25 protein-coding genes are annotated in these 21,225 nt (G+C 62.9%); 15 read left to right on the top strand and 10 right to left on the bottom strand.

Going from position 1 to position 21,225, the window contains the following annotated elements; genetic code table 11:
- The first annotated feature begins 31 nt into the window (after positions 1-31).
- Together JXQ94_RS03150 and JXQ94_RS03145 are read left to right on the top strand one after the other, a co-directional pair.
- Positions 32-733 carry a response regulator transcription factor gene (locus JXQ94_RS03150; protein WP_421922363.1) on the top strand — a complete coding sequence of 234 codons (702 nt, stop codon included), beginning with the start codon at positions 32-34 and terminating at the stop codon, positions 731-733.
- Positions 734-739: 6 nt separating this feature from the next.
- On the top strand, positions 740-2,056 hold the full coding sequence (locus tag JXQ94_RS03145; RefSeq protein WP_421922362.1) for an ATP-binding protein: 1,317 nt from the start codon (positions 740-742) through the stop codon (positions 2,054-2,056).
- An 83-nt stretch (positions 2,057-2,139) separates the two neighbouring features.
- Here JXQ94_RS03145 and JXQ94_RS03140 read toward each other — a convergent pair whose 3' ends face one another.
- The gene (locus tag JXQ94_RS03140) at positions 2,140-2,517 is read right to left on the bottom strand and encodes a DUF7668 domain-containing protein (RefSeq protein ID WP_421922361.1); all 378 of its coding nucleotides are present in this window, start codon (positions 2,515-2,517) and stop codon (positions 2,140-2,142) included.
- Positions 2,518-2,654: 137 nt separating this feature from the next.
- Between JXQ94_RS03140 and JXQ94_RS03135 the strand changes: the two genes are divergently transcribed.
- Both JXQ94_RS03135 and JXQ94_RS03130 read left to right on the top strand, forming a co-directional pair.
- Positions 2,655-2,906, top strand: a complete 252-nt coding sequence (locus JXQ94_RS03135; protein ID WP_421922360.1) for a type II toxin-antitoxin system ParD family antitoxin — start codon at positions 2,655-2,657, stop codon at positions 2,904-2,906.
- 3 nt (positions 2,907-2,909) lie between these two features.
- Positions 2,910-3,236, top strand: coding sequence for a type II toxin-antitoxin system RelE/ParE family toxin (locus JXQ94_RS03130; protein WP_421922359.1), 327 nt, complete (start codon positions 2,910-2,912; stop codon positions 3,234-3,236).
- A 24-nt stretch (positions 3,237-3,260) separates the two neighbouring features.
- Here JXQ94_RS03130 and proC read toward each other — a convergent pair whose 3' ends face one another.
- The 3 genes from proC to JXQ94_RS03115 form a co-directional block, all read right to left on the bottom strand.
- A complete protein-coding gene (gene proC / locus JXQ94_RS03125; protein ID WP_421922358.1) occupies positions 3,261-4,103 on the bottom strand; it encodes a pyrroline-5-carboxylate reductase in 843 nt (280 codons plus the stop codon).
- A gap of 8 nt (positions 4,104-4,111) precedes the next feature.
- The gene (locus JXQ94_RS03120) at positions 4,112-4,615 is read right to left on the bottom strand and encodes a YbjN domain-containing protein (protein ID WP_421922357.1); all 504 of its coding nucleotides are present in this window, start codon (positions 4,613-4,615) and stop codon (positions 4,112-4,114) included.
- Positions 4,616-4,720: 105 nt separating this feature from the next.
- Complete coding sequence (locus JXQ94_RS03115) at positions 4,721-5,053, bottom strand: accessory factor UbiK family protein (protein ID WP_421922356.1); 333 nt, start codon at positions 5,051-5,053, stop codon at positions 4,721-4,723.
- Between the two features lie 112 nt (positions 5,054-5,165).
- Here JXQ94_RS03115 and lgt point away from each other — a divergent pair, with 112 nt between their 5' ends.
- The 10 genes from lgt to JXQ94_RS03065 all read left to right on the top strand — a co-directional run bounded on the left by lgt (position 5,166) and on the right by JXQ94_RS03065 (position 15,777).
- Positions 5,166-6,056, top strand: coding sequence for a prolipoprotein diacylglyceryl transferase (gene lgt, locus JXQ94_RS03110; RefSeq protein WP_421922355.1), 891 nt, complete (start codon positions 5,166-5,168; stop codon positions 6,054-6,056).
- Positions 6,053-7,141, top strand: coding sequence for a class I SAM-dependent methyltransferase (locus JXQ94_RS03105; RefSeq protein WP_421922354.1), 1,089 nt, complete (start codon positions 6,053-6,055; stop codon positions 7,139-7,141). Before lgt ends, JXQ94_RS03105 begins: the two co-directional genes overlap by 4 nt.
- Positions 7,142-7,214: 73 nt before the next feature.
- The gene (locus tag JXQ94_RS03100; RefSeq protein WP_421922353.1) at positions 7,215-8,147 is read left to right on the top strand and encodes a ribose-phosphate pyrophosphokinase; all 933 of its coding nucleotides are present in this window, start codon (positions 7,215-7,217) and stop codon (positions 8,145-8,147) included.
- 179 nt (positions 8,148-8,326) lie between these two features.
- On the top strand, positions 8,327-8,974 hold the full coding sequence (locus JXQ94_RS03095) for a 50S ribosomal protein L25/general stress protein Ctc (protein ID WP_421922352.1): 648 nt from the start codon (positions 8,327-8,329) through the stop codon (positions 8,972-8,974).
- Positions 8,975-9,079: 105 nt separating this feature from the next.
- Positions 9,080-9,685, top strand: a complete 606-nt coding sequence (gene pth, locus JXQ94_RS03090; protein WP_421922351.1) for an aminoacyl-tRNA hydrolase — start codon at positions 9,080-9,082, stop codon at positions 9,683-9,685.
- A 668-nt stretch (positions 9,686-10,353) separates the two neighbouring features.
- On the top strand, positions 10,354-11,451 hold the full coding sequence (gene ychF, locus JXQ94_RS03085; protein ID WP_421922350.1) for a redox-regulated ATPase YchF: 1,098 nt from the start codon (positions 10,354-10,356) through the stop codon (positions 11,449-11,451).
- A 29-nt stretch (positions 11,452-11,480) separates the two neighbouring features.
- On the top strand, positions 11,481-11,924 hold the full coding sequence (locus JXQ94_RS03080) for a group III truncated hemoglobin (RefSeq protein WP_421922349.1): 444 nt from the start codon (positions 11,481-11,483) through the stop codon (positions 11,922-11,924).
- Between the two features lie 92 nt (positions 11,925-12,016).
- The gene (locus JXQ94_RS03075; protein WP_421922348.1) at positions 12,017-13,249 is read left to right on the top strand and encodes a multidrug effflux MFS transporter; all 1,233 of its coding nucleotides are present in this window, start codon (positions 12,017-12,019) and stop codon (positions 13,247-13,249) included.
- A 111-nt stretch (positions 13,250-13,360) separates the two neighbouring features.
- On the top strand, positions 13,361-14,248 hold the full coding sequence (locus JXQ94_RS03070; protein ID WP_421922347.1) for an enoyl-CoA hydratase-related protein: 888 nt from the start codon (positions 13,361-13,363) through the stop codon (positions 14,246-14,248).
- Positions 14,249-14,298: 50 nt separating this feature from the next.
- Positions 14,299-15,777 carry an esterase/lipase family protein gene (locus JXQ94_RS03065; RefSeq protein WP_421922346.1) on the top strand — a complete coding sequence of 493 codons (1,479 nt, stop codon included), beginning with the start codon at positions 14,299-14,301 and terminating at the stop codon, positions 15,775-15,777.
- A 21-nt stretch (positions 15,778-15,798) separates the two neighbouring features.
- Here JXQ94_RS03065 and JXQ94_RS03060 read toward each other — a convergent pair whose 3' ends face one another.
- From JXQ94_RS03060 to JXQ94_RS03040, 5 genes are all read right to left on the bottom strand, one after another.
- The gene (locus JXQ94_RS03060; RefSeq protein WP_421922345.1) at positions 15,799-16,470 is read right to left on the bottom strand and encodes an SAM-dependent methyltransferase; all 672 of its coding nucleotides are present in this window, start codon (positions 16,468-16,470) and stop codon (positions 15,799-15,801) included.
- Between the two features lie 91 nt (positions 16,471-16,561).
- A complete protein-coding gene (locus tag JXQ94_RS03055; protein WP_421922344.1) occupies positions 16,562-17,485 on the bottom strand; it encodes a PhzF family phenazine biosynthesis protein in 924 nt (307 codons plus the stop codon).
- 12 nt (positions 17,486-17,497) lie between these two features.
- Complete coding sequence (locus JXQ94_RS03050; RefSeq protein ID WP_421922343.1) at positions 17,498-18,259, bottom strand: ABC transporter permease; 762 nt, start codon at positions 18,257-18,259, stop codon at positions 17,498-17,500.
- Positions 18,256-19,212, bottom strand: a complete 957-nt coding sequence (locus tag JXQ94_RS03045; RefSeq protein ID WP_421922342.1) for an ABC transporter ATP-binding protein — start codon at positions 19,210-19,212, stop codon at positions 18,256-18,258. The genes JXQ94_RS03050 and JXQ94_RS03045 overlap by 4 nt, the downstream gene beginning before the upstream one ends.
- Positions 19,213-19,376: 164 nt before the next feature.
- Entirely contained in the window at positions 19,377-19,571 is a 195-nt protein-coding gene (locus JXQ94_RS03040; protein WP_421922341.1) for a hypothetical protein, read from the bottom strand.
- A 108-nt stretch (positions 19,572-19,679) separates the two neighbouring features.
- Here JXQ94_RS03040 and JXQ94_RS03035 point away from each other — a divergent pair, with 108 nt between their 5' ends.
- Positions 19,680-20,111 (top strand): hypothetical protein, encoded by a 432-nt coding sequence (locus JXQ94_RS03035; RefSeq protein WP_421922340.1) that lies wholly within the window; start codon positions 19,680-19,682, stop codon positions 20,109-20,111.
- A 146-nt stretch (positions 20,112-20,257) separates the two neighbouring features.
- On the opposite strand, the gene JXQ94_RS03030 is transcribed toward JXQ94_RS03035, so the two are convergent.
- Positions 20,258-21,151 carry a 23S rRNA (adenine(2030)-N(6))-methyltransferase RlmJ gene (locus tag JXQ94_RS03030; protein ID WP_421922339.1) on the bottom strand — a complete coding sequence of 298 codons (894 nt, stop codon included), beginning with the start codon at positions 21,149-21,151 and terminating at the stop codon, positions 20,258-20,260.
- Between the last annotated feature and the right edge of the window lie 74 nt (positions 21,152-21,225).

The raw sequence follows: 21,225 nt of genomic DNA, 5'->3' as shown, positions 1-21,225 counted from the left end.
ATGATCGAAACTCGCAATTCGGCAGGACTTCATGGCCCAGACGCCCGGTGATGACCCGCACATCCTTGTGGTCGATGATGACGACCGCATCCGCAACCTGCTCAAGCGCTTCCTGCAGGAACGCGGCTATCGCGTCTCGACTGCCCCGAATGCCAACAAGGCGCTCTCTACCCTGAACTCCCTGGCCTTTGACCTGCTGGTGCTGGACGTGATGATGCCCGGCATGGACGGGTTTGAGCTGACCCAGGCCGTGCGCGAGCGCGGTGAAACACCGATCCTGCTCCTGACCGCGCGCGGCGATGCCGAGGACCGGATCAAGGGGCTCTCTCTCGGGGCAGATGATTATCTGCCCAAGCCTTTCGAGCCGGAAGAACTCGTGCTCCGGATCAATGCCATCCTGCGCAGGGCCAAGCCGGCCCAGGCGGCGATCCAGCATGTCAGCTTTGGCGATTGGCGCTTTGATATCCAGCGCGAAAGCCTGACCCGGTCCGGCGATGCTGTTCGCCTGACCGGCGGTGAAGCGGCGCTTCTGGCCGCGCTGGCAGCCTCGGCCGGGCAGACGGTTTCTCGCCTGACGCTGTCAGAGCGCACGGGCGGCGGCGAGCGCGCCGTCGATGTCCAGGTCACACGCCTGCGGCGCAAGCTGGAGAGCGACCCGAAAGAACCCCTCCATCTCCAGACGGTCCGCGGCGAAGGCTATCGTCTCCTCGCCGACCCGATATTCGAGGACTGATCCGGCGTGTCCCTCTTCAAGCGCTTCATGCCCAAGGGGCTGTTCGGACGGACCCTGCTGATCATCGTCCTGCCTGTGGCGATGATGCAGGTCGCGGTGGCCTGGTCCTTCTTCGAGGAACACTGGGAAACGGTGACCAGCCGCCTGTCCGAAGGCGTCGCCGGCGAGATCGCCATGGCGACCCGGCTTTATGAGGAAGAAGGCGGCGAGACCCCGGCGTTCCAGCGCCATATCGAGACGGCGCTCGGCACAACCCGCCTGTCCATCGACTTCCGGCCCGACGATACCCTGCCGACCTCGCGCCGCTCCTCCTTCTTCCGCACGCTGGACATCACCCTGCGCGAGGCCCTGTCACAGCAACTCGACAACCCGGTCTGGTTCGATACCACCCGCTATCCCAGTTATGTCGACATCCGCGTCGAGGTTGAGGGCGGGGTCCTGCGCTTCATCACGCCGCGCGACCGGGTCTTTGCCACGACCGGGCATATCTTTTTGCTGTGGATCATCGGCGCGACGACGCTTTTGACCGCCGTCTCGGTTGTCTTCATCCGCAATCAGGTCAAGCCGATCCGCCGCCTCGCCGATGCGGCCGAGCAATTCGGCCGCGGCCAGGATGTCGCCCATTTCCGCCCCGCCGGAGCCACCGAAGTGCGCCAGGCCGCCCACGCTTTCCTGGAGATGCGGGCCCGCCTGAAACGCCATCTCGAACAACGCACCGCCCTTCTGGCCGCGGTCAGCCATGACCTGCGCACGCCCTTGACCCGACTCAAGCTGCAACTGGCGCTGATGCCGCAAACTGACGAGACCGCCGATGCGCGGCGCGATCTCGACGAGATGGAAGCCATGCTGGACGAGTATCTCGACTTCGCACGCGGTGAAGGTAGCGAGGAAACCCAGCGCATCGACCTGATCGGACTGACCCGCGAAGTGGTCGAGGATGCCCGCCGCCATGGCGGCGATATCCGCTTTGACACGGAGGGCGAGCTCGATGCCGAACTGCGCCCCGGCGCCATCCGCCGGGCGCTCGCCAATCTGATCGGCAATGCCACCAGCTTTGGTGAAATGGTCGCGGTCGCGGTTGAGCCCAATGGCTCACGGATCGAAATCCGGGTCGAGGATGACGGCCCCGGCATCCCGGAAGACCAGTATGACGAGGCCCTCAAGCCCTTCAACCGCCTCGATGAAAGCCGCAACCAGAACCGCAAGGGCGTCGGCCTCGGCCTCGCCCTGGCCCGCGACGTCGCCCGCGGCCATGGCGGGGATATCAAGTTGGGGAAATCGGAGCTGGGTGGTTTGCTGGCGGTGATCAGCCTGCCGCAATAAGTAGCTTTGGTGTTTTGGCGGTGACTCGGCGCGTAGCCGCTAGATGGAGCGGGTGATGGGAGACCGGGACCCAACGACTTTCACTACGGGACGTGTACGGAGGAAATTTCGAACTTCGGAACAATATCATCATGCACTTTGAGATGGAGGGCGAGGTCGCTAACCCCTTCCTCCTCCGAACATAGGTCAACAATCACCTGCCAGTGGTCTTCGAAGCAGATATAGACCGCGTGCTTCCATACGTCCGCGCGCAAAGCGATCAGGGTGCACCCATAGTCACCAATAGATTCCCTGATATAATCTTGGAGCTTTTCACTCGGCGGTTCGACCCGCACATTCAAATCTTCAAAACTGAAATCATTGCGTACAATCGCGCCCACGATGTCGGCAATCATCGGGCGCCATTTTTTGGGAACGGGTAGCTCCCGGTCAGAATTCTTCTGAACACCTTCGGTCATCATTTCCGGACCACTCCAATGTCGTGCGAACGCCAAGCCTATACCCGTCCACCCGATTGTTAGCACGTATGACCCTATCGGGCACAGAATTGCCCCTACTATAAAATTGGCTTAAATTGCCAGTGACTGGAGATGCTCGAATGGCCACCAAGAACGTCGTCCTGACAGACACGCAAACAGATCTCGTCGATCGCCTCGTAGCGACCGGGCGCTTCCAAAATGCCTCTGAAGCACTGCGCGCTGGTTTGCGGCTGCTGGAAAGAGAAGAAGTCGAACTCAGTGACATTCGCGACCGATTGCAACGGGGCCTCGATCAGTATCGGGCGGGGGAGTTCGCCGCGGGTTCGGGAGAGGATGTCATTCGCCGGGCTTTTGCCGCTGCCCGGGATTGAGAATTGGGCCGCGACTGGCGCCTCACACCATTGGCGGAGCAATCACTTCGCGAAATTGCGCGGTGGACAATCGAGACATTTGGTCAAAACCAAGCTGCTGCATACATGAACGACCTGATCGCTCGCTGCTCGGAGCTCGCCAATGGCCAAGCATTCGAGCAGAATTGCAGCCAGCTCGTGGACTCCGCTATGCCGGAAGACATGTGCTTTTCGCGTTGCGGCCAGCATTTCATCGTCTTCGTTCGCGACAGTGATTTCGTCACAATAATCGAAATTTTGCATGCCCGTTCGAATCTACCCGCCAGGTTAAGCAACCTCGGCGAAAAATGACCGTACAAAGGTCGGCAGAAAAACCTACCGCTTGCCCGGATCCTGACCCATCTGCCGCGAACGGCGCTCAGCAGCACCGACCGCCTGACGCACAAGTTCCGGCAGGCCGCCCCCGGCGCCCATGAGGACATCAACGGCGGCTTGTGTGGTGCCACCGGGTGAGGTCACGGCGCGGCGCAATTCCTGGGGCGTCTTGCCGGACTTGGCCAGCAGGGCGCCGGCACCGATGATGGTTTCGCGGGCCAGCTTGTCGGCGAGGTCGCGCGGCAGGCCTTCGGCAAAGGCGGCACCGGCAAGCGCTTCGGCGAGCAGGAAGACATAGGCGGGGCCCGACCCGGAGACCGCGGTCACGGCCCCGATCATGCGCTCATCCGCCACCCATTCGACGGTGCCCACCCCTTTGAAGAGGCGGGTAACCGGTTTTTCCAGCGCTTCGCCGGCATTATTGGCAATACAGACGGTCATGGCCGCGCCGACCGCGGCCGCCGTATTGGACATGGCGCGGATCAGGGGTCGGTCGCCCAGGGCCGTGGCCATGCGGCTGAGGGTGACACCCGGCATGAGTGATATCACGCCGGTTTCCGGCGAAAGACGACCGGCAAGGGCAGCCGCAGCCGGCTCGAAAGCCTGGGGTTTGAGCGCGAAAATGACCAGTTCCAGACCCGCAGCGGCCTTGGCGGTCAGCTCCGGCAGAACAGTAAGACCGGCATTGGCGACGAGGGTCTGGACCGCATCACCGGGATGCGGATCAATAACCAGCAATTCCGGCCCGGTGACCGGACCGCGCTTGGTGCGCAACAAGCCGGCCGCCAGCGCGCCGCCCATATTGCCACCACCGATCAAAGCAATCCGAAAGCTGTCTGCCATAGTCGGTGTCAGGCCTCACCAGCAGTTTCGAACATGGCGGCCGCAACCGCCTCTTCGACGCCCTTGCCGCCCCAGACGAGGAAGTGGAAGGCAGGATAGAAGCGCTCGCCGGCATCGCGGGCAGCCGTGATCATTGCAGCCGCCTGGGACGGCGACACGGTTTCGCCACTGGGCAGGGACAGAGCGTGACGATAAACGATCGAGCCATCCTCGGCCCAGATATCGAAATGCCCAAGCCACAGCTTCTCATTGAGCCGGGCGACCAGCTCACAGACATCGCGGAAGCGATTGGCCGGGACTTTCAGGTCGAGGCTGCCGCAAATATGCAGGGCTTCCAGCTCCGGCCGCCAGGCGAACCAGATCTGATGGTCGCGCCAGGCCCCGGATGCGGTGAGATGGATCTCACCGGTTTCGTCACGGTCATAGGGGTATTGCTCGGCGATCACCGCCTGCTCGACCGCGTCGAGCGGGTCAGTCACAGTCGGCGAAAATTCGTCTGACAGCAGGTCCATCAAAGTGGCTCCATCGTCTGCGCGGCGACTCACACCGTGCCATGACGGTATGTCTGCGCCGCGTCAGGCGCAATAAAAAGCGCGCTGGGCGCGTGTTCGGAAAGGTCAGGCCTTGCCCGTCGCGGACTTGGTCGTTTTGGCCTTGCTGGTGGCCGGCTTGGCAGTTGTTGCTTTCTTGCGGGCCGCCGGCTTCGGCTTGGCTGCAGCCTCGAGCGCCTCGAGGCGTTTGGTCAGGGCGGAGACCTCCTCCTGGGAGGCATCCAGGGCCGCTTTCACAGCGTCGAATTCCTCGCGCGTGACCAGGTCCATCTCGGCGACCATGCGATCGGCGCGGGCCCGGAAAACCGAGCGCGCCTCTTCGCCCATCGCCTGCGCCGCACCGAAGGCGTCGGTCATGAGATCAGCAAAATCATTCAGAAGCGGGTTGCGCGTTTGCATCAAAGAAAGCCATTAGAGTGTTCGACATCGCCTATATGCGGCTCTGGCCCGAAAAGCGCAACGCGCCGTTCCGTCAAAGCTGCACCTCGCCGAGCCACGAGCCGAGTACACCATGCAATATTGCCCGCCAAGCTTTGACCTGATCGATCCCGTCCTGTTCTCGATCGGACCCGACGGATTCGCCTTCGGCAGCCAGGAGGCCATCTGGTTCGCCCTGCGCTGGTATGCGCTGGCCTATATCGCCGGCCTGATGCTGGGCTGGCGCTATATGGTCGCCCTCGCCCGGCGCCCCGCCATTTGGCATGCACCGGGCAAGAAGAAGCCCAAGGCGCCCTTCTCGGAGCCGCAGGTCGATGATCTCTTGATCTGGGCGACGCTGGGAGTGATTGCCGGCGGACGGCTGGGCTTTGTGCTGTTCTACATGCCGGACATGATCTGGGAGCGGCCGCTGGACATTGTCCTGGGCATTACCGATGGCGGCATGTCCTTCCATGGTGGATTGATCGGCGTCTCGCTGGCGCTGTGGTGGTTTGCCCGCGGCCAGAAGCTGGACCTGCTGCGGATTGGCGATGCCGCCGCTGTGGTCACGCCGCTCGGCCTGCTCTTCGGCCGCCTGGCCAATTTCATCAATGGCGAGCTCTGGGGCCGTCCCACTGACGTGCCTTGGGCCATGCGCTTCGCCAATGACCCGCAATGCGCCCTGCGCCATCCCAGCCAGCTGTATGAAGCGGCGCTGGAAGGCGTGCTTCTCTTTGCCATCATCAATATCGCGACCTGGAAATTCCGCTCGCTGGAGAAGCCGGGCCTGAATGCCGGCCTCTTCCTGCTTTTCTACGGTCTGTTCCGGACCTCGCTGGAGCAGGTGCGCGAGCCGGACCTCTACATGCCGGAAGCGCTGCGCGGCTACATCACCATGGGCATGATCCTCTCCATCCCGATGATCATCGCCGGTGCCTGGCTGATCCATCGCGCCCTCAAGAGCCCGACCCCGTCCAAACCATGATCGCCGACACGCTACGTGACCGCATCCGGTCGGGCGGTCCGCTCTCGATAGCCGCTTTCATGACCGAGGCCCTGTTTGATCCGCGGCACGGCTTCTATGCCACCAAGGACCCGATCGGCGCCGGCGCGGACTTCATCACGGCACCGGAGATCAGCCAGATGTTCGGGGAGCTGCTCGGCCTGGTCGCGGCCCAGACCTGGCTCGACATGGGCCGACCGGACACGCTCAAACTGATCGAGATGGGCCCGGGTCGGGGAACGATGATGGCCGACGCCCTGCGCGCCGCGCGTACCGTGCCGGGTTTCCTGGACGCGACCGAAGTCGTGCTGATCGAGGCCAGCGCCGCCCTCAAGGCCGTCCAGGCGCAGACGCTGGGTCCCTCCGGGGCACAGATCCGCTGGGTCGACCGGCTCGAAGCGGTTGCGCCTGGTCCCTCCATCATCCTCGGCAATGAATTTCTCGACTGTCTGCCTGTACGCCAGGCGCTGCGTCATGAGGGCGTCTGGCATGAGCGCCTCGTCGGGCTCAATCCGGACGATGATGGTGCCTTCGTCTTTGTGCTCGGCCCGCCCCTGGGCGAGGACGAAGCCCTGATTCCGGCCCGCCTGCACGAGGCTGAAGACGGCGCCCTGGTCGAGCTGCGCCCCGGTGACCGCCAGGTCGTCGACCTGTTGGCCGCACGCTTTTCCGAACAGCCCGGCCGTGCCCTCTTCATCGACTATGGACCGGCACAGAGCGAGATGGGTGACACGCTGCAGGCCATTCGCGCTCATAAGAAACAACCGCCACTCGAGGCCCCCGGCACGGCGGACCTGACCGCCCGTGTCGACTTCGAATCCCTTTTGCAGGCAGGCCGGGACGCCGGTCTGAAGGCCTATGGTCCGGAATGCCAGGGAGACTGGCTGCTGGGTCTTGGGCTGGAAGCCCGCGCCGCCGCGCTGAGCCAGTCCCAACCCGGCAAGCGCGCGGAAATCGCCCGACAAATCTGGCGCTTAACCGACAATGAGCAGATGGGCGAGTTGTTCAAACTGGTCTGCCTGGACAGTGCGGATCTGCCACTTCCGCCGGGATTCTCCGCAGGCTGATCATTTCAGCTTCATTCCCCGGCGCGCCTCTGTTAAGCAGCCCGCGGTTTCTAAAGACTCGGGGGTCGAAACGATGAAGCTGATGTCGGGCACTGCCAATCCGGACCTGTCCCGGTCCATCGCCGACTATCTCGACGCGCCCTTGACCGCCACCGAGATCGAACGATTCGCCGATGGCGAGATCTTCGTGCGGATCGACGAGAACGTGCGCGGCGAGGATGTCTTCATCCTGCAATCGACCTCCTACCCGGCCAATGACCACCTGATGGAATTGCTGATCTGCATTGACGCGCTGGTCCGCGCCAGTGCCCGCCGGATCACCGCCGTCATCCCCTATTTCGGCTATGCCCGACAGGACCGGAAGACTGGTGGCCGGACCCCGATCTCGGCCAAGCTGGTCGCCAATCTGATCGCCAAGGCCGGCGCTGATCGCGTGCTGACGGTCGATCTCCATGCCGGCCAGATCCAGGGCTTTTTCGACATCCCGACGGATAATCTCTTCGCCACGAAGGTGATGGAGGATGATATCCGCCGCAATTACCAGACCGATAATCTGCTGATTGTCTCGCCGGATGTCGGCGGTGTCGTGCGGGCCCGCGCCCTCGCGAAGCTGCTCGATGCCGAGATCGCCATCGTCGACAAGCGGCGCCCGAAGGCCGGCGTTGCCGAAGTGATGAATATCATCGGTGACGTCGAAGGCCGGCGCTGCATCCTGTTCGACGACATGTGCGACAGTGGCGGCACGCTGGTGAATGCCGCCGACGCCCTGCTGGAAAAGGGCGCGGTGGAAGTCTCTGCCTATGTCACCCATGGCGTGCTGTCGAATGACGCCCAGGGCCGCGTCGCCAAGTCGAAATTGCGCGAGCTCGTGGTGACCGATTCGATCGTCCCGCCGCCGGGGTCGACCGAAACGCCGAAAGTCCGCCGCCTCTCCGTCGCGCCTTTGCTCGGCGAAGCCATCCGCCGCATTGCGAATGACGAGTCGGTGTCGAAGCTGTTCGACTGACACCGCAACTGATGGCGGGCATGAATTCGCTGCTAGTTCCCGTGCAGCGCTGTTGCGTGGGGCGTTTCTATCGGCTATAGCCCGCCGCTCGAAATAACACTGTAGGCATGACGCCTGGATAGATCGCCGCCCGCACTCAATCTGCTGGAGGCGGCGTTTGCATTTAAGGATCTGGACCGATGAGCTCCAACATCGTTCTCACCGTTGACGTTCGTGAAGGCACCGGCAAGGGCGCGGCTCGCGCTGCCCGTCGGGAAGACCTCGTTCCGGGCATCGTTTATGGCGGCAAGCTTGAGCCGGTTTCGGTGACCCTGCGCGGCAATGAAATCCGCAAGGCCCTGCTGGGCGGTCACTTCCTGTCCAACATGATCGAGATCGATCACAACGGTAAGCGCCAGACGGTCATCGCCCGGGACATCCAGTTCCACCCGGTGTCCGACAAGGCGATGCACATCGACCTGTATCGCGTCGATGAAGACACCAAGATCAAGGTCAATGTGACCGTGAACTTCGTCAATGAAGACGCCTGCCCGGCCCTGAAGCGCGGCGGCGTGCTCAACATCGTCCGTCACGATGTCGAGCTGCTCTGCCCGGCTGGCTCCATTCCGGAATCGGTCGAAGCCGACCTCACCGGCCTGGACATTGGCGACTCGCTGCACATCTCGGCGGTCAACCTGCCGAAGGGCGTCAAGCCGACCATTCTGGACCGCGACTTCACCATCGCGACGCTGCAAGGTTCGCGCGCTGTCCTGACGGATGCCGAAGACGAGACCGATGAAGCACCGGCCGAACCGGAAGCCATCAAGCAGAAAGGCGACGAGGAGTAAGCTCCTTCGCTTTTCAGCACTGGAATTGAGATCAGCGAGGCCACACCATGGCTTCGCTGATTTCGTATCCGGCACCTGTTGCCGGTCCTATGGGGAGACCGCGCGATGATGATCCTGGCCGGCCTCGGCAATTACGAGCCCAAATATCTGCGCAACCGGCACAATGTCGGCTTCATGGCGATGGATATCATCGCCCACGCCTGGAGCGCCGGTCCCTGGCGCAAACGCTTCCAGGGCCTTGCCACCGAGCTCACCATCGGTTCGAACAAGCTCCTCCTGCTCAAGCCGCAAACCTTCTACAACAATGCCGGCAATTCGGTCGGTGCCGCAGCCGCCTTCTACAAGGTGAAGCCGGAGAATATCGTCGTCTTTCATGACGAGCTCGATCTGGCGCCGGGCAAATTCCGCATGAAACTGGGCGGTGGCGCGGCCGGCAATAATGGCATCAAGTCGATCACCAGCCAGCTCGGCCCGGACTTCCGCCGCGGCCGAATCGGCATTGGCCATCCCGGCGACCGGAACCGGGTCACCGGCTATGTCCTGTCCGACTTTGGCAAGGCCGAGGAAGACTGGCTGATCGACCTGCTCGACGCCATCGCCGACAGTCTCGATCTGCTGGCAGCGGGTGACTATGACGCGTTTCAGACACGGGTGACGCACAAGGCGCCAGCGCCTGAGGTGGTGAAGCGGGGTTCGGACGGCGAGGATTGAGGGCTCAATATTTCTCGATGTGGTCGAGGGGCGAAACCACCTCGGTCTCAATATCGAAGGTATAGCGATAACCTCGGAAGTCGGTCACATAGACCCTGTCCCCATCTTCGTGCAGGTCAACCAGGTAAGAGTTGGCACGTGTGATCGGTGGAACCTCGATGGTCCTGATCACGCTGCCTGCGCCATCGACCAACACAAGATTCTGGACAAATCTGGGCGCGCGGCTTGGAACGCGGCGAGCCGAACCGGATTCTACGACCTGCCGCAATGCCAGTCCCCGATCGCTTGAGTACATCAAGGTTTTAAAGTGGACCATTGTGCAGGTTAGCATCGTGCCCCCAGAAGAGACCTTATCGGAACGGCGAGCCCCGGCTCGCAATGAACCATAGATCGCTTGTCGGCCAGCAGGCCGTATCCGGTTCTTGCGGTCAAGNNCTTGACCGCAAGAACCGGATACGGCGCACTCCCGACAAGGGATTTATGGAACGGTGGGCGCCAGAGCGCCACGTCTGAAAATCCTCACTTTGGTCGGCCCCTTCGACCCGACGCGTGCGCGTTGGCCCACCTCCCCGCAAGCGGGGGCAAAAAGACCTGCCACTGACTCCACAGTCGACCTTGCGCGCCATCCTCCCTATAACGCGCGCCAGACCACACGAGGGATATCCATCATGGGATTCAAATGCGGCATTGTCGGGCTTCCGAACGTCGGCAAGTCCACCCTGTTCAACGCCCTGACCCAGACGGCAGCGGCGCAGGCGGCGAATTATCCCTTCTGCACGATCGAGCCGAATGTCGGTGATGTCGCCGTGCCCGAACCGCGCCTGGCCAAGCTGGCCGAGATCGCCGGCTCGAAGGAAGTCCTGCCGGCACGGATGAATTTCGTCGACATTGCCGGCCTGGTCGAAGGCGCGTCCAAGGGCGAAGGCCTGGGCAATCAATTCCTCGCGAATATCCGCGAGACCGACGCCATCGCCTATGTGCTGCGCTGTTTCGATGATGATGACATCACCCATGTGAACAACAAGATCGACCCGCTCGCCGATCTCGAAACCGTCGAGACCGAGCTGATGCTGGCCGATCTGGAGAGCCTGGAGAAACGCAAGGCAGGGCTCGAAAAGCGGGCCAAGTCAGGCGACAAGGAGGCCAAGGCTGGTCTCGGCCTGATCGATGTGGCGCTGGCACAGCTCAATGAGGGTCGCCCCGCGCGCTTTGCCGAGATTGCCAAGGATGACCGCAAGGCCTGGCGCGGCCTGCAGCTCCTGACCACCAAGCCGGTCCTCTTCATCGCCAATGTCGATGAGGAAAGCGCGGGTACGGGCAATGCCTATTCCGAGATCGTTCTCAAGCGGGCCGCCGAGGAAGGCGCCCAGGCTGTGGTCATTTCGGCCAAGATCGAGAGTGAGCTGGCGCTGCTGGAGAATGAGGAGCGCGACGAATACATGGAAGCGATCGGCCTGGAAGAACCCGGCCTCGATCGTCTCATCCATACCGGCTACTCGCTGCTGGGCCTGCAAACCTACTTCACCGCCGGCCCCAAGGAAGCCCGCGCCTGGACGATCCGCGAAGGCTGGACCGCCCCGCAGGCTGCCGGCGTCATCCATGGTGATTTCGAGAAGGGTTTCATCCGCGCCGAGACCATCGCCTATGACGACTATGTCACCTGCGGCGGCGAAGCCCCGGCCAAAGAGGCCGGCAAGATGCGCGCCGAGGGCAAGGACTACATCGTCAAGGACGGCGACGTCCTGCACTTCCGCTTCAACGTCTAGACGCGGTAGGCGACAGTCAGGGTAGCCCCATGTCCTCACCCATCCCTGTCCGCGTGACCGAAGCCCGTCTGGCGGCCCGCAAGGAAGCGGCCGAGATGGGGATCACGCGCGAACAGATCTCGGATCTGGTGGAGAGCTTCTACGGTCATGTTCGCAGCGACGATCTGCTCGGACCGGTCTTCGCCCGGGCGATACCGGGTGATTGGGGGCCGCATCTGGAAACGATGAAGTCCTTCTGGTCGGCGCTTGTCTTTCACGATGGCGGCTATGCCGGCCGACCGATGCCGGCGCATGTGAAGCTGAAGCCGCAGATTTCTCCGGCACATTTCGAGCGCTGGCTGGGCTTGTTCGAACAGACACTGGATGACATCGGTGCCACGCCGGCGGCAAAGGCCGCCTTCCTGGAGCGCGCTCATCGTATCGCCGCCAGCTTCCAGGCCCATCTTTTCTACGACCCATACGCAAACGCCTGAGCTGTCATGCACCCGCAAGACTTGCACTTTACGCGCTGAAGTCGCATTTCACCCAAGCGGTATGGTCCCATGCCGCTCCCCGGGAGCCTGTCATGACCCAGCCCAAAAAGGCCGCCGGCGACGCCTTGCCGATGTCGCTTACGGAACTCGTCGCGCTTCTGGTCGCGATGACGGCCGTGGTCGCGCTGGCGATCGACATGATGCTGCCGGCGCTGGATGACATCGCCGGTGATCTTGGTGTCCTGGCCGAGAATGACCAGCAATTCGTGATTGGCGTCTATCTGATCGGCTTCGGGGCCGCCCAGCTCATCTATGGGCCGCTGTCCGACCGCTTCGGACGCAAGCTGGTCATCCAGGGCGCCCTCGCCTTCTTCATCCTGACCAGCCTGATCTGCACGCTGACCCCGACATTCGAGCTTCTGCTCGTCGCCCGCTTTTTCCAGGGCGCCGCCGCGGCGGCCTGCCGGGTCATCGTCACAGCGATCGCACGGGACCTGACATCGGGTCGCCGCATGGCGGAGGTGATGTCGATGGTAATGACGGCCTTCATGGCCGTTCCCGTCCTCGCGCCCATGCTCGGCCAGGCCATTCTCATGATCGCACCCTGGCGCTGGATTTTCGGCTTCCTGGTCGTGTTCGGGGCCGGCTTGATGGTGTGGCTGCAAGTGCGCCTGCCGGAAACCCTGCACCCGGAATTCCGGGTCGCCTTGCGCGTGAAGCCGCTTCTGGCGGCGTTCAAGGAGACATTCCGGCATCGCCTCATGGTCGGCTATACACTCGCCGGCGCCCCCTTCTTCGGCGGGCTGTACGGTTTTCTGGGCTCGTCACAGCAGATCTTCGTCGGGCATTTCGGCCTCTCCGACACGGCCTTCCCCTTCGCCTTTGCTGCCATTGCCGGCGGGATCGGAGTGTCGAGCTATGTCAATTCCAAGCTGGTGATGCGGCTCGGCCAGCGCCGCCTCTCCCACGGTGCGCTGATCGCCTTCACGCTGATCTCTGCCGTCCACGCTGTCATCCTTGCCAGCGGGGTCGACAATTTCGTGCTCTTCCTGATCCTGCTGTCGGCGGCCATGGCCTTCCTCGGCCTGATCGCAGCCAATTTCTCGGCCCTTGCGCTGGAACCGGTCGGCCATGTCGCAGGCACCGCCTCTGCCGTCTACGGATTCACCACGGGGGTCATCGGCGCCGCGATCGGGGCGTATGTCGGTCAGCTCTATGACGGCACGGCCACCCCGCTCGTGATCAGCCAGGCCCTGATGGCCGCCACCGCCCTGCTCATCGTGATCATCACCGAGCGCGGCAAGCTCTTCCAGGTCGGCGAGTAATCCGCTTGCGGGAACCGGACGGGTTTCCCGGCGCCCGGCGACCAGCAGGGATGACAAGCCCGGACCACCACCCCATCATGCGGCAAACGCCACAAGCATGAGGGGGCTCGGTTGGCCTATTCCACGATCCAGTACGATGTCGACGAGCAGATCGCGACCCTGACGATGAACCGGCCACACCGGCTCAACGCCTTCACCTATGAGATGGGTGACGAGATGATCGCGGCGCTGGATGAGGCCGATGCCGATGACAGGGTCCGCGCTATCATCATCACCGGTAGCAAGCCTGCATTCTGCGCCGGTGCCGACCTCTCCACCGGCACCGAGACCTTCAACATGGTTGCCCAGACCCAGCATGACGGGACATTCGATGCGAGCGATCCGAAATGGCGCGATCGGGGCGGTCTGCTCAATCTGCGTATCTGGAACACGCTGAAGCCGGTCATTGGCGCGATCAATGGCGCCGCGGTGGGCATTGGCGCCACCATGATCCTGCCGATGGATATCCGGCTGGCCTCGATGGACGCCAAATTCGCCTATCCCTTCGCCAAGCGTGGCATTGTCTGGGATGGCTGTGCGAGCTGGTTCCTGCCACGGGTTGTGGGCATCTCGACAGCCATGGACTGGGGCCTGACCGGGCGCACCTTCAGCGCCGCCGAAGCGTTCGAATCCGGTCTGGTCGCGCGCGCCCTTCCGGCGGAAGACCTGATGAGCGAGGCCCGCGACCGGGCGCGGATGATTGCCGAGCGCTGTGCCCCGGTCTCGGTCGCCATGATGCGGCGCATGGCCTGGCGGATGCAGGGCGCGGCCCATCCGATGGAAGCGCACCGGGTCGAGACCCAGGGCATCCTGCATGCCGGCATGGGCGCCGATGCCAAGGAAGGCGTGATGTCCTTCCTGGAAAAACGCGCGCCGGATTTCCCGATGACAGTGTCGGAAGACCTGCCACCCTGGCACCCCTGGTGGGATGACGCCGAGGATGAATACGAGTCCAGCTGACAAGACACGGCGCCAAGTGGTACCCTCCGGAAAAATCCCCGGAGGTTGCAATGTCAGAACACGTCCTCTTGATTCATGGCTGGAGCGCCAGCGACAAGTCCATGGCCGGAGTTGGCGAACTCCTCGCCGCAAAGGGATATGAAACCTCGGACGTCTTCCTCGGCGGCTATCCGTCGATGGATGATGATGTCCGCATAGCGGATTCCGGCCGACGCCTGAACGCCGTCATCGCCGAAATGCAGGGTGATGGGCGACTGCCCGCCCGCTTCCATGTCGTCGTTCACTCGACCGGAGCACTTGTCGCCCGCTGGTGGATGGCGGAATATTTCCCCCGCGGTGGTGCGCCGGTCGCCAATTTCCTGATGCTGGCACCGGCCAATTTCGGCTCGCCACTGGCCACGATCGGGCGCTCGACACTGGGGCGACTGACCAAGGGCTTCACCAATGGATTCCAGACCGGCACGCATTTCCTCAACTCACTGGAGCTGGCCTCGCAATTTCAGGAAGACCTCGCCCTCCGCGACCGGCTGAGCGAGGACGGGCACACAGAAAGCCCCTTCTCCGAAAGCGGCACCCGCCCCTATGTCATCGTCGGCGCTGACCCGATCTTCGGAACCGGTATTCTTGGCGAGAAGGCCTGGGACGGGACGGTGCGGGTCGCGACCGCCAATATCGATCCGCGTGGCGTCACGGTCGATTTCTCCAAAGGCTCCATCCTGAAGCCGGATTTCCGCGCCTGGACCCGGCGCGGACCGGATGAAACACCCTTCGCCGTCATCCCGGATCGCAGCCATCTGAGCATTCTCAAACCGGCGCCCAAGGAAAGCGCATCAAAGGACAAGACCGTCTCGGAACGGCTCGAAAAGCTCATCCTGCAGGCCCTCGACGTGAAGGGAGCGGACGGGTATCGCGCCGTGATCGACGACTGGACGGCGATCTGCCAGGAGACCCGCCAGCTCGCCCAGGATGGCGTTGAGGCTGACGCCTTGCGCGACCGTATTCTCGGTCGCGCCGGGGCCGATGGCAGTCGCTTCCGCGAGTTCTACCAGATTGTGGTCGAAGCCGTGGATGATACCGGCCTGCCAGTCGATGACTTCTCGATCTGGCTGACCGCCCCCAAGAAAACCCGTGAGACCCAGTTCAAGGCTGGCAATAGCGTCACCCGAATCGAGATCGACGCCCAGCTCTCCCTGATCCAGGACCGACATGTGAATTCCTGCCACAAGAACCGGCTCTCCCTGCATGTCGACCGCCGCGAACTGCTGGCCAATTTTCTGCGTGACCGCATCCCGCCGAGCTATGAGGCCTCGCTGGCCGCCGGCATCACGGCCGCCTCGCCGGGCAAGCGCGTCGGCTATTTCGACATGGATGGCAAGGAACACAGCGCGCTGATCCGTCTGCGGGCACTCGACCCGGGCGACGAGACCAGGGGCAAGCGCTTCCTCAAGCGCTACACCACCCATTTCCTCAGGGTCATTCTGCCCCGGGCGACCAGCGATGATGTCTTCACCGCGCGATCGCTGCGCTAGCGGATCGCGATCCGCGGCGGTCTAGAGCTTGGTGAACTCAATCAGTGTTTTCCAGGCGACCCGACCGCTATTGTTGAAGCTGCGGGGATCGCCGAATGGCAGCGTGTCATAGCGCATGCCGGCCGCCTCTGCTGCGGTCTCGAAAAAGCTCGGCCCGGCTTCTGAAATGGGGAAACCACGCCACTTTCCCGTGACAGCGAAATCATCACCCTCTTCCTGGACCCTCGCCGTCACCCAAGCCTTGCCACCGGGTTTGAGCATGCGGCCAATCTGCGAAATACAGTCCAGCGCGACGTCTCGAGGCATGTGTATCATCACCTGATAGCACCAGATCCGGTCCGCGAACCCGAACCGGTTCAGCTCGACCCGGCCGAATGTTTCGCTATGGATCAGGCGGGCCTGTTTGCCCTCCAGGCCAAAGCGTCGCACCAACGCCTTGCCTGCCTCGATCGAGCCCGCATCAATATCAATACCGACATAGCGTCCCTCATCGAGATAGTTGATCAACTGGAGACCCGCCCGCAAGGGACCGCATCCCAGATCGACCAGGGTCATGTCCGGACGGAGGCCGAGGTCTGAAAGCTCCTTGAGCTGGGCGTCGCGGGCCTGGGTCCATTTGCCGACGGGGCCGACACGGGCCTCAAGTTCGGTCTCGACCGCCTCGCTCTCCATCTCAAAAGCAACTGGAATCATCGCCGCCCCCACGCGTCTCCGATCTCTAGCCAGCCCGCACATAAGTGACAAGCCGCCGCTCAAGCATGCACGCGGTCGCGCACCGCTCCACTCAGCGGATATCGCCCGTGAACAGCTCGCCCTCGGCGATCTTCACCGCATCCCCACCCAGCATGAGATCGGTCAGCTTGCCGCCTTCATGCTTGAGGCGCAGGCGGATCAGGCTGGGCCGCCCCATCTCGACGCCCTGATAGATGTCGACGCCATGCTCGCCCTCGCCGAGACCGCCCTGCTCGCTGATCAGGCCGGCAAAGGCCGCCGCGGCACCGCCCGTGGCCGGGTCCTCGACAATGCCAAGATGCGGACCGAACATGCGCGCCCGCCAGTCGGTCGTGTGCTCGGTCAGGGTCGCTTTTGAAACCACCAGGGCGCAGACCGGCTCCGCGCCGCCAAACACCTGCTCGAAGGTCGACAGGTCCAGATTGATCGCGGCCAGTCGAGCAGGATCCCGCACCGGCACGATGGCAAAGGGCACGCCGGCCGACCAGATACCGCCGCGCACCGGCGTGTCCAGCAAATCACCGGGCTGAAGACCCAGCGCCGCAGCAATGCCGTCAAACTCCGGCAATTCGCCAACCTGCTCGGGCAGTTTCGGGGCGAAGAAGCGCGCCGAGCCATGGCGCGGTCCATTGACCCGTCCATCGGCGGTGATATCGCCGACCGTCTCCTCGAGTACAAAGCGCTTGCGCTGGCCCTCTGAGGCCCCGCTGGCGAGCGTCAGGGCGATTGTGGCTCCGATGGTCGGGTGTCCGGCAAACGGCAATTCCTCGCGCGGTGTGAAGATGCGCAGGCCGTAATCGGCATCGCGTCCGCGCGGCTCGGAGATGAAGACCGTCTCGGACAGGTTGAACTCGCCGGCGATGGCCTGCATGGCGACGTCGTCGAGATCATCGGCACCGAAAACAACGGCCAGCGGATTGCCGGCCAGGGCCTGGTCGGTGAAAACGTCGAAAATGGCATAGCGATGGGTGGTCACGGAGCAGACTCCTTACGTCTTGAGTCGGTAGCCGGTCTTGAAAATGCGCCAGACAATAACGAGGCAGAGCGCGAAGAAACCGGCAATCGCGGCCAGCGAGATGCCGATATCGACGTCCGCGACACCATAGAAGCTCCAGCGGAAACCGCTGATCAAATAGACGACCGGATTGAACAGGGTGACGGTCTGCCAGAAGGGCGGCAAGACAGAGATCGAATAGAAACTGCCCCCGAGGAAGGTCAGCGGCGTGACGATCAGCATGGGCACGATATTGAGCTGTTCGAAATTATCCGCCCAGATACCGATAATGAAGCCGAACAGGGAGAAGGTCACCGCGGTCATCACCAGGAAGGCCAGCATGACGAACGGGTGCTGGATCTCCATCGGTACGAAGAAGCTGGCCGTTGTCATCACCAGCGCGCCCAGGATCAGCGATTTGGTTGCAGCCGCGCCGACGAAACCGGTGACAATCTCCAGCGCCGAGATCGGCGCCGACAGCAGCTCATAGACCGTGCCGTTGAACTTGGGAAAATAGATGCCAATGGCGGCATTCGAAACCGACTGCATCAGGATCATCATCATCACCAGGCCCGGCACGATGAAGGCGCCATAGCCAATCCCGTCGATCGACTCCATGCGCGAGCCGATGGCGGCCCCGAAGACGACGAAATAGAGCGAGGTCGAGATCACCGGAGCGAGGATGGACTGCATCAACGTCCGCCCGGTGCGGGCCATTTCAGCCTTGTAGATGGTCAGTGCGCCGCGCCAGTTCATGATGCGCCTCCCACGAGATCAACGAAGATCTCTTCCAGCGAACTTTGTTGTGTCTCCAGATCACGGACCGAAACACCGGCCGCATTGAGATTGCTCAACAGGGTGGTGATCCCGGTCCGGTCGGACTGGGTGTCATAGTCGAAATGCAGGGCATGACCGTCCTCGGCCAGGCTCAGCCCGTCCACGGCGAGCGCCTCCGGCAAGGTCGTCAGCGGTTCGGCGAGCTGCAGGGTGAGCGTCTTGCGGCCCATCTTGGCCATCAGGGTGGCGGTCTCCTCGACCAGCACGATCTCGCCCTGGCGGATCACCCCGACCCGGTCGGCCATTTCCTCGGCCTCCTGGATGTAGTGCGTGGTGAGGATGATCGTCTTGCCGCGCTGGCGCAGCTTCTCGACCACCTGCCACATGCCCTGTCTCAGCTCGACATCGACCCCGGCCGTCGGTTCGTCAAGGAAGAGAATGTCGGGGTCGTGCGACAGCGCCTTGGCAATCATCACCCGGCGCTTCATGCCGCCGGACAGGGCGCGCATCTGCTCATTGCGCTTGTCCCAAAGGGACAGGTCCTTGAGCACCTGTTCGATATAGTCGGGGTCGGCCGGCTTGCCGAAGAGGCCGCGCGAATAGGCGACCGCATCCTTCACCTTGGTGAACATGTCGATCGACATTTCCTGCGGCACCAGTCCAATGCGCCCGCGGGTCAGCCGGAAATCGCCGCCAATGTTGTGACCGAACACCTCGACCTGTCCGCCCGACGCGTTGACCAGGCCGCATATAATGCCGATCAGCGTGGTCTTCCCGGCCCCATTGGGTCCAAGAAGTGCGAAAATCTCGCCCTTCCTGATATCCAGGCTGACAGATTTGAGCGCAGTAAAACCACCGGCATAAGTCTTTGAAATTCCGTCGATCGACAGGACAACCCGCGCCCCGCCGGCCGGCGACGTTTGAAGTGTCATGGAAGCATCCAGCCTTGTATCAAAGTCAGTCGCGCACCCCCGCGCGTTGACCCAAGGTGGCGACTTGTTGGCGGAATTCAACCCGCCAGGGAGTGTTGCATGGATAGCTTGCGCGTTCCGCGCCTGCCGCTACCCCAATGAACGCCCGACCGAGGTCAGGCCCCCTACCCGTCCTCGTCCAGATCATCCTCGGTCAGGGCGCCGTCAACGCGCCAGCCATAGCCATCGCCCTGGGCCAGGGTCTCGGCCAACCGCGGAATGGCACTCACCAGCTTGTCTGCCCCGGACACGACGGCAAGCGGGTTGCCGCCCAGGGCCTGATCGGTGAAGACGTCGAGAGTGGCGTAGCGATGAGTCATGGTCCGTCCTGAACAACGCAGATCAAGGAGCGAGGCAAGCACCCCTAGCAACCGGCACAATTGACATGTGTCCGCCAATACGCTCGATGGCTTCAGGGAGATCCGCTCATGTTATCACGCGTTGCACGTTTCAATCCGGGTCTGGTCCTGTGTCTGGTCATTCTGGGACCGCTCACCTACCTGATCCACCAGTTCGGCCACTGGGCGACCGGTGAAGCTCTCGGCGTGGACATGTGGCTGTCCGTCGCCAAGGCTGGCAGCGTCGACAGCGAATTCGGATCCCGGCTCAATCGCATCCTCGTCGTCATGGCCGGGCCGGTTCTGACGGTCCTGATCGCGTCCATCGCCTGGTGGGTGGCGAAGCGGACCGGCTCCATGATCGCCTATGGCGTTCTCTGTTTCCAATTCATGATGAGACTGGTCGCCGGCAGCATCGCCCTGATTTCAGGCAACCTCAACGACGGGGCAACGTGGGCATCGAGCTCGGCATCGGACCCTATCCGGTGTCGGTTGCCGTTACCGCCATCCTTTTCGCGCTGACCTGGATGGCCGCACGGCGGGTTCTCCCGGGCCGGATCCTGACAATCGCCCTCTGTGCCGCAAGTGGTGCGATCGTTTTGGCGATTGTCCATTCTGACCGGTTCGTTCCCGGTCTGGACCAGGTCCGCCTCTAGCGTCGATCAGTTCTAGCTGTCGCCAATATCCTCGAGGTCTTCCTCGGTCAGGCCGCCATCAACGCGCCAGCCATAGCCATCGCCCTGGGCCAGGGTTTCGGCCAGCCAGGGCATGGCGGCGACCAGTTTGTCCTCAAGCGTGAAGGGCGGATTGATGATGACGACGCCGGCACCGGCCAGCTTGCCCTCGGCGGAGAGGTCACGAATCCACAGATCGGCGCGCAGGATTTTCTCCGGCTCGAACTCCTTCTCCGAAATCAGCCATTGGGCGAGACCATTGTCGAAACGGTCCGCGGCCCAGAGGTTTTTCAAAGAGCGCCAAAAGATGAAGGTTCCGGTCGGCCACTTGGCCAGGGCGCCCATCACGGCTTCCGCCATATGGGCCAGCTCGTCGCGATCCTCAAAGGGCGGGTCGATCAGGACCAGGCCGCGCTTTTCCTTCGGCGGCACCAGGCTTTTCAGCGCCTTGTAGCCATCGCGGCGTTCGACCTTTACGCGGGCGTCGCGGCGGTAGCGATTGTCCAGCGTCTCGCTGTCAGCTTCGTGCAGCTCGCACAGATGCACGCGATCCTCGTCCCGCGTCAGGCGGGCGGCGATCTCCGGTGAACCGGGATAAGCGGTGACAGCGTCCGGATTCATGTCGCGGACAATATCGAGCCACGGGCCGAGCATGGCCTGGACCGGCTCGGGCAGGTCGGCATCGACGAGACGGCCGATTCCGTCCTTCCACTCCGGCGAGCGCTCGGCTTCCGACGAGGCGAGGTCATAGCCGCCAATTCCCGCATGGGTGTCGATCACCCGATAGGGTTTCGGCTTGGCGTTGAGATGTTCAAGGCACAGGGCGAGCACCGAGTGCTTGAGCACATCGGCGAAGTTTCCGGCATGGAAGGCGTGGCGGTAATTCATGGCGGCGCTATAGCGCGGAGCGGCGCCGGACGCCACCACCTGCAAAACCGCCCTCGCCTCCGGCGCGGGCTTGT

Origin of the sequence: Maricaulis maris, assembly GCF_049116555.1 — a bacterium.
Lineage (GTDB): Bacteria > Pseudomonadota > Alphaproteobacteria > Caulobacterales > Maricaulaceae > Maricaulis > Maricaulis maris_C.
This window is presented reverse-complemented; position numbering and strand designations above follow the sequence as displayed.

Bases quoted from the DNA above. Each gene is read 5' to 3' on its own strand.
- ychF (WP_421922350.1), top strand. From the start codon at position 10,354: ATGGGATTCAAATGCGGCATTGTCGGGCTTCCGAACGTCGGCAAGTCC.
- JXQ94_RS03065 (WP_421922346.1), top strand. From the start codon at position 14,299: ATGTCAGAACACGTCCTCTTGATTCATGGCTGGAGCGCCAGCGACAAG.
- JXQ94_RS03050 (WP_421922343.1), bottom strand. From the start codon at position 18,259: ATGAACTGGCGCGGCGCACTGACCATCTACAAGGCTGAAATGGCCCGC.
- JXQ94_RS03080 (WP_421922349.1), top strand. From the start codon at position 11,481: ATGTCCTCACCCATCCCTGTCCGCGTGACCGAAGCCCGTCTGGCGGCC.
- JXQ94_RS03030 (WP_421922339.1), bottom strand. From the start codon at position 21,151: ATGAATTACCGCCACGCCTTCCATGCCGGAAACTTCGCCGATGTGCTC.
- JXQ94_RS03100 (WP_421922353.1), top strand. From the start codon at position 7,215: ATGAAGCTGATGTCGGGCACTGCCAATCCGGACCTGTCCCGGTCCATC.
- JXQ94_RS03120 (WP_421922357.1), bottom strand. From the start codon at position 4,615: ATGGACCTGCTGTCAGACGAATTTTCGCCGACTGTGACTGACCCGCTC.
- JXQ94_RS03140 (WP_421922361.1), bottom strand. From the start codon at position 2,517: ATGATGACCGAAGGTGTTCAGAAGAATTCTGACCGGGAGCTACCCGTT.
- JXQ94_RS03095 (WP_421922352.1), top strand. From the start codon at position 8,327: ATGAGCTCCAACATCGTTCTCACCGTTGACGTTCGTGAAGGCACCGGC.
- JXQ94_RS03135 (WP_421922360.1), top strand. From the start codon at position 2,655: ATGGCCACCAAGAACGTCGTCCTGACAGACACGCAAACAGATCTCGTC.
- JXQ94_RS03115 (WP_421922356.1), bottom strand. From the start codon at position 5,053: ATGCAAACGCGCAACCCGCTTCTGAATGATTTTGCTGATCTCATGACC.
- JXQ94_RS03060 (WP_421922345.1), bottom strand. From the start codon at position 16,470: ATGATTCCAGTTGCTTTTGAGATGGAGAGCGAGGCGGTCGAGACCGAA.
- proC (WP_421922358.1), bottom strand. From the start codon at position 4,103: ATGGCAGACAGCTTTCGGATTGCTTTGATCGGTGGTGGCAATATGGGC.
- lgt (WP_421922355.1), top strand. From the start codon at position 5,166: ATGCAATATTGCCCGCCAAGCTTTGACCTGATCGATCCCGTCCTGTTC.
- JXQ94_RS03150 (WP_421922363.1), top strand. From the start codon at position 32: ATGGCCCAGACGCCCGGTGATGACCCGCACATCCTTGTGGTCGATGAT.
- JXQ94_RS03075 (WP_421922348.1), top strand. From the start codon at position 12,017: ATGACCCAGCCCAAAAAGGCCGCCGGCGACGCCTTGCCGATGTCGCTT.
- JXQ94_RS03045 (WP_421922342.1), bottom strand. From the start codon at position 19,212: ATGACACTTCAAACGTCGCCGGCCGGCGGGGCGCGGGTTGTCCTGTCG.
- JXQ94_RS03105 (WP_421922354.1), top strand. From the start codon at position 6,053: ATGATCGCCGACACGCTACGTGACCGCATCCGGTCGGGCGGTCCGCTC.
- JXQ94_RS03035 (WP_421922340.1), top strand. From the start codon at position 19,680: ATGTTATCACGCGTTGCACGTTTCAATCCGGGTCTGGTCCTGTGTCTG.
- JXQ94_RS03040 (WP_421922341.1), bottom strand. From the start codon at position 19,571: ATGACTCATCGCTACGCCACTCTCGACGTCTTCACCGATCAGGCCCTG.
- pth (WP_421922351.1), top strand. From the start codon at position 9,080: ATGATGATCCTGGCCGGCCTCGGCAATTACGAGCCCAAATATCTGCGC.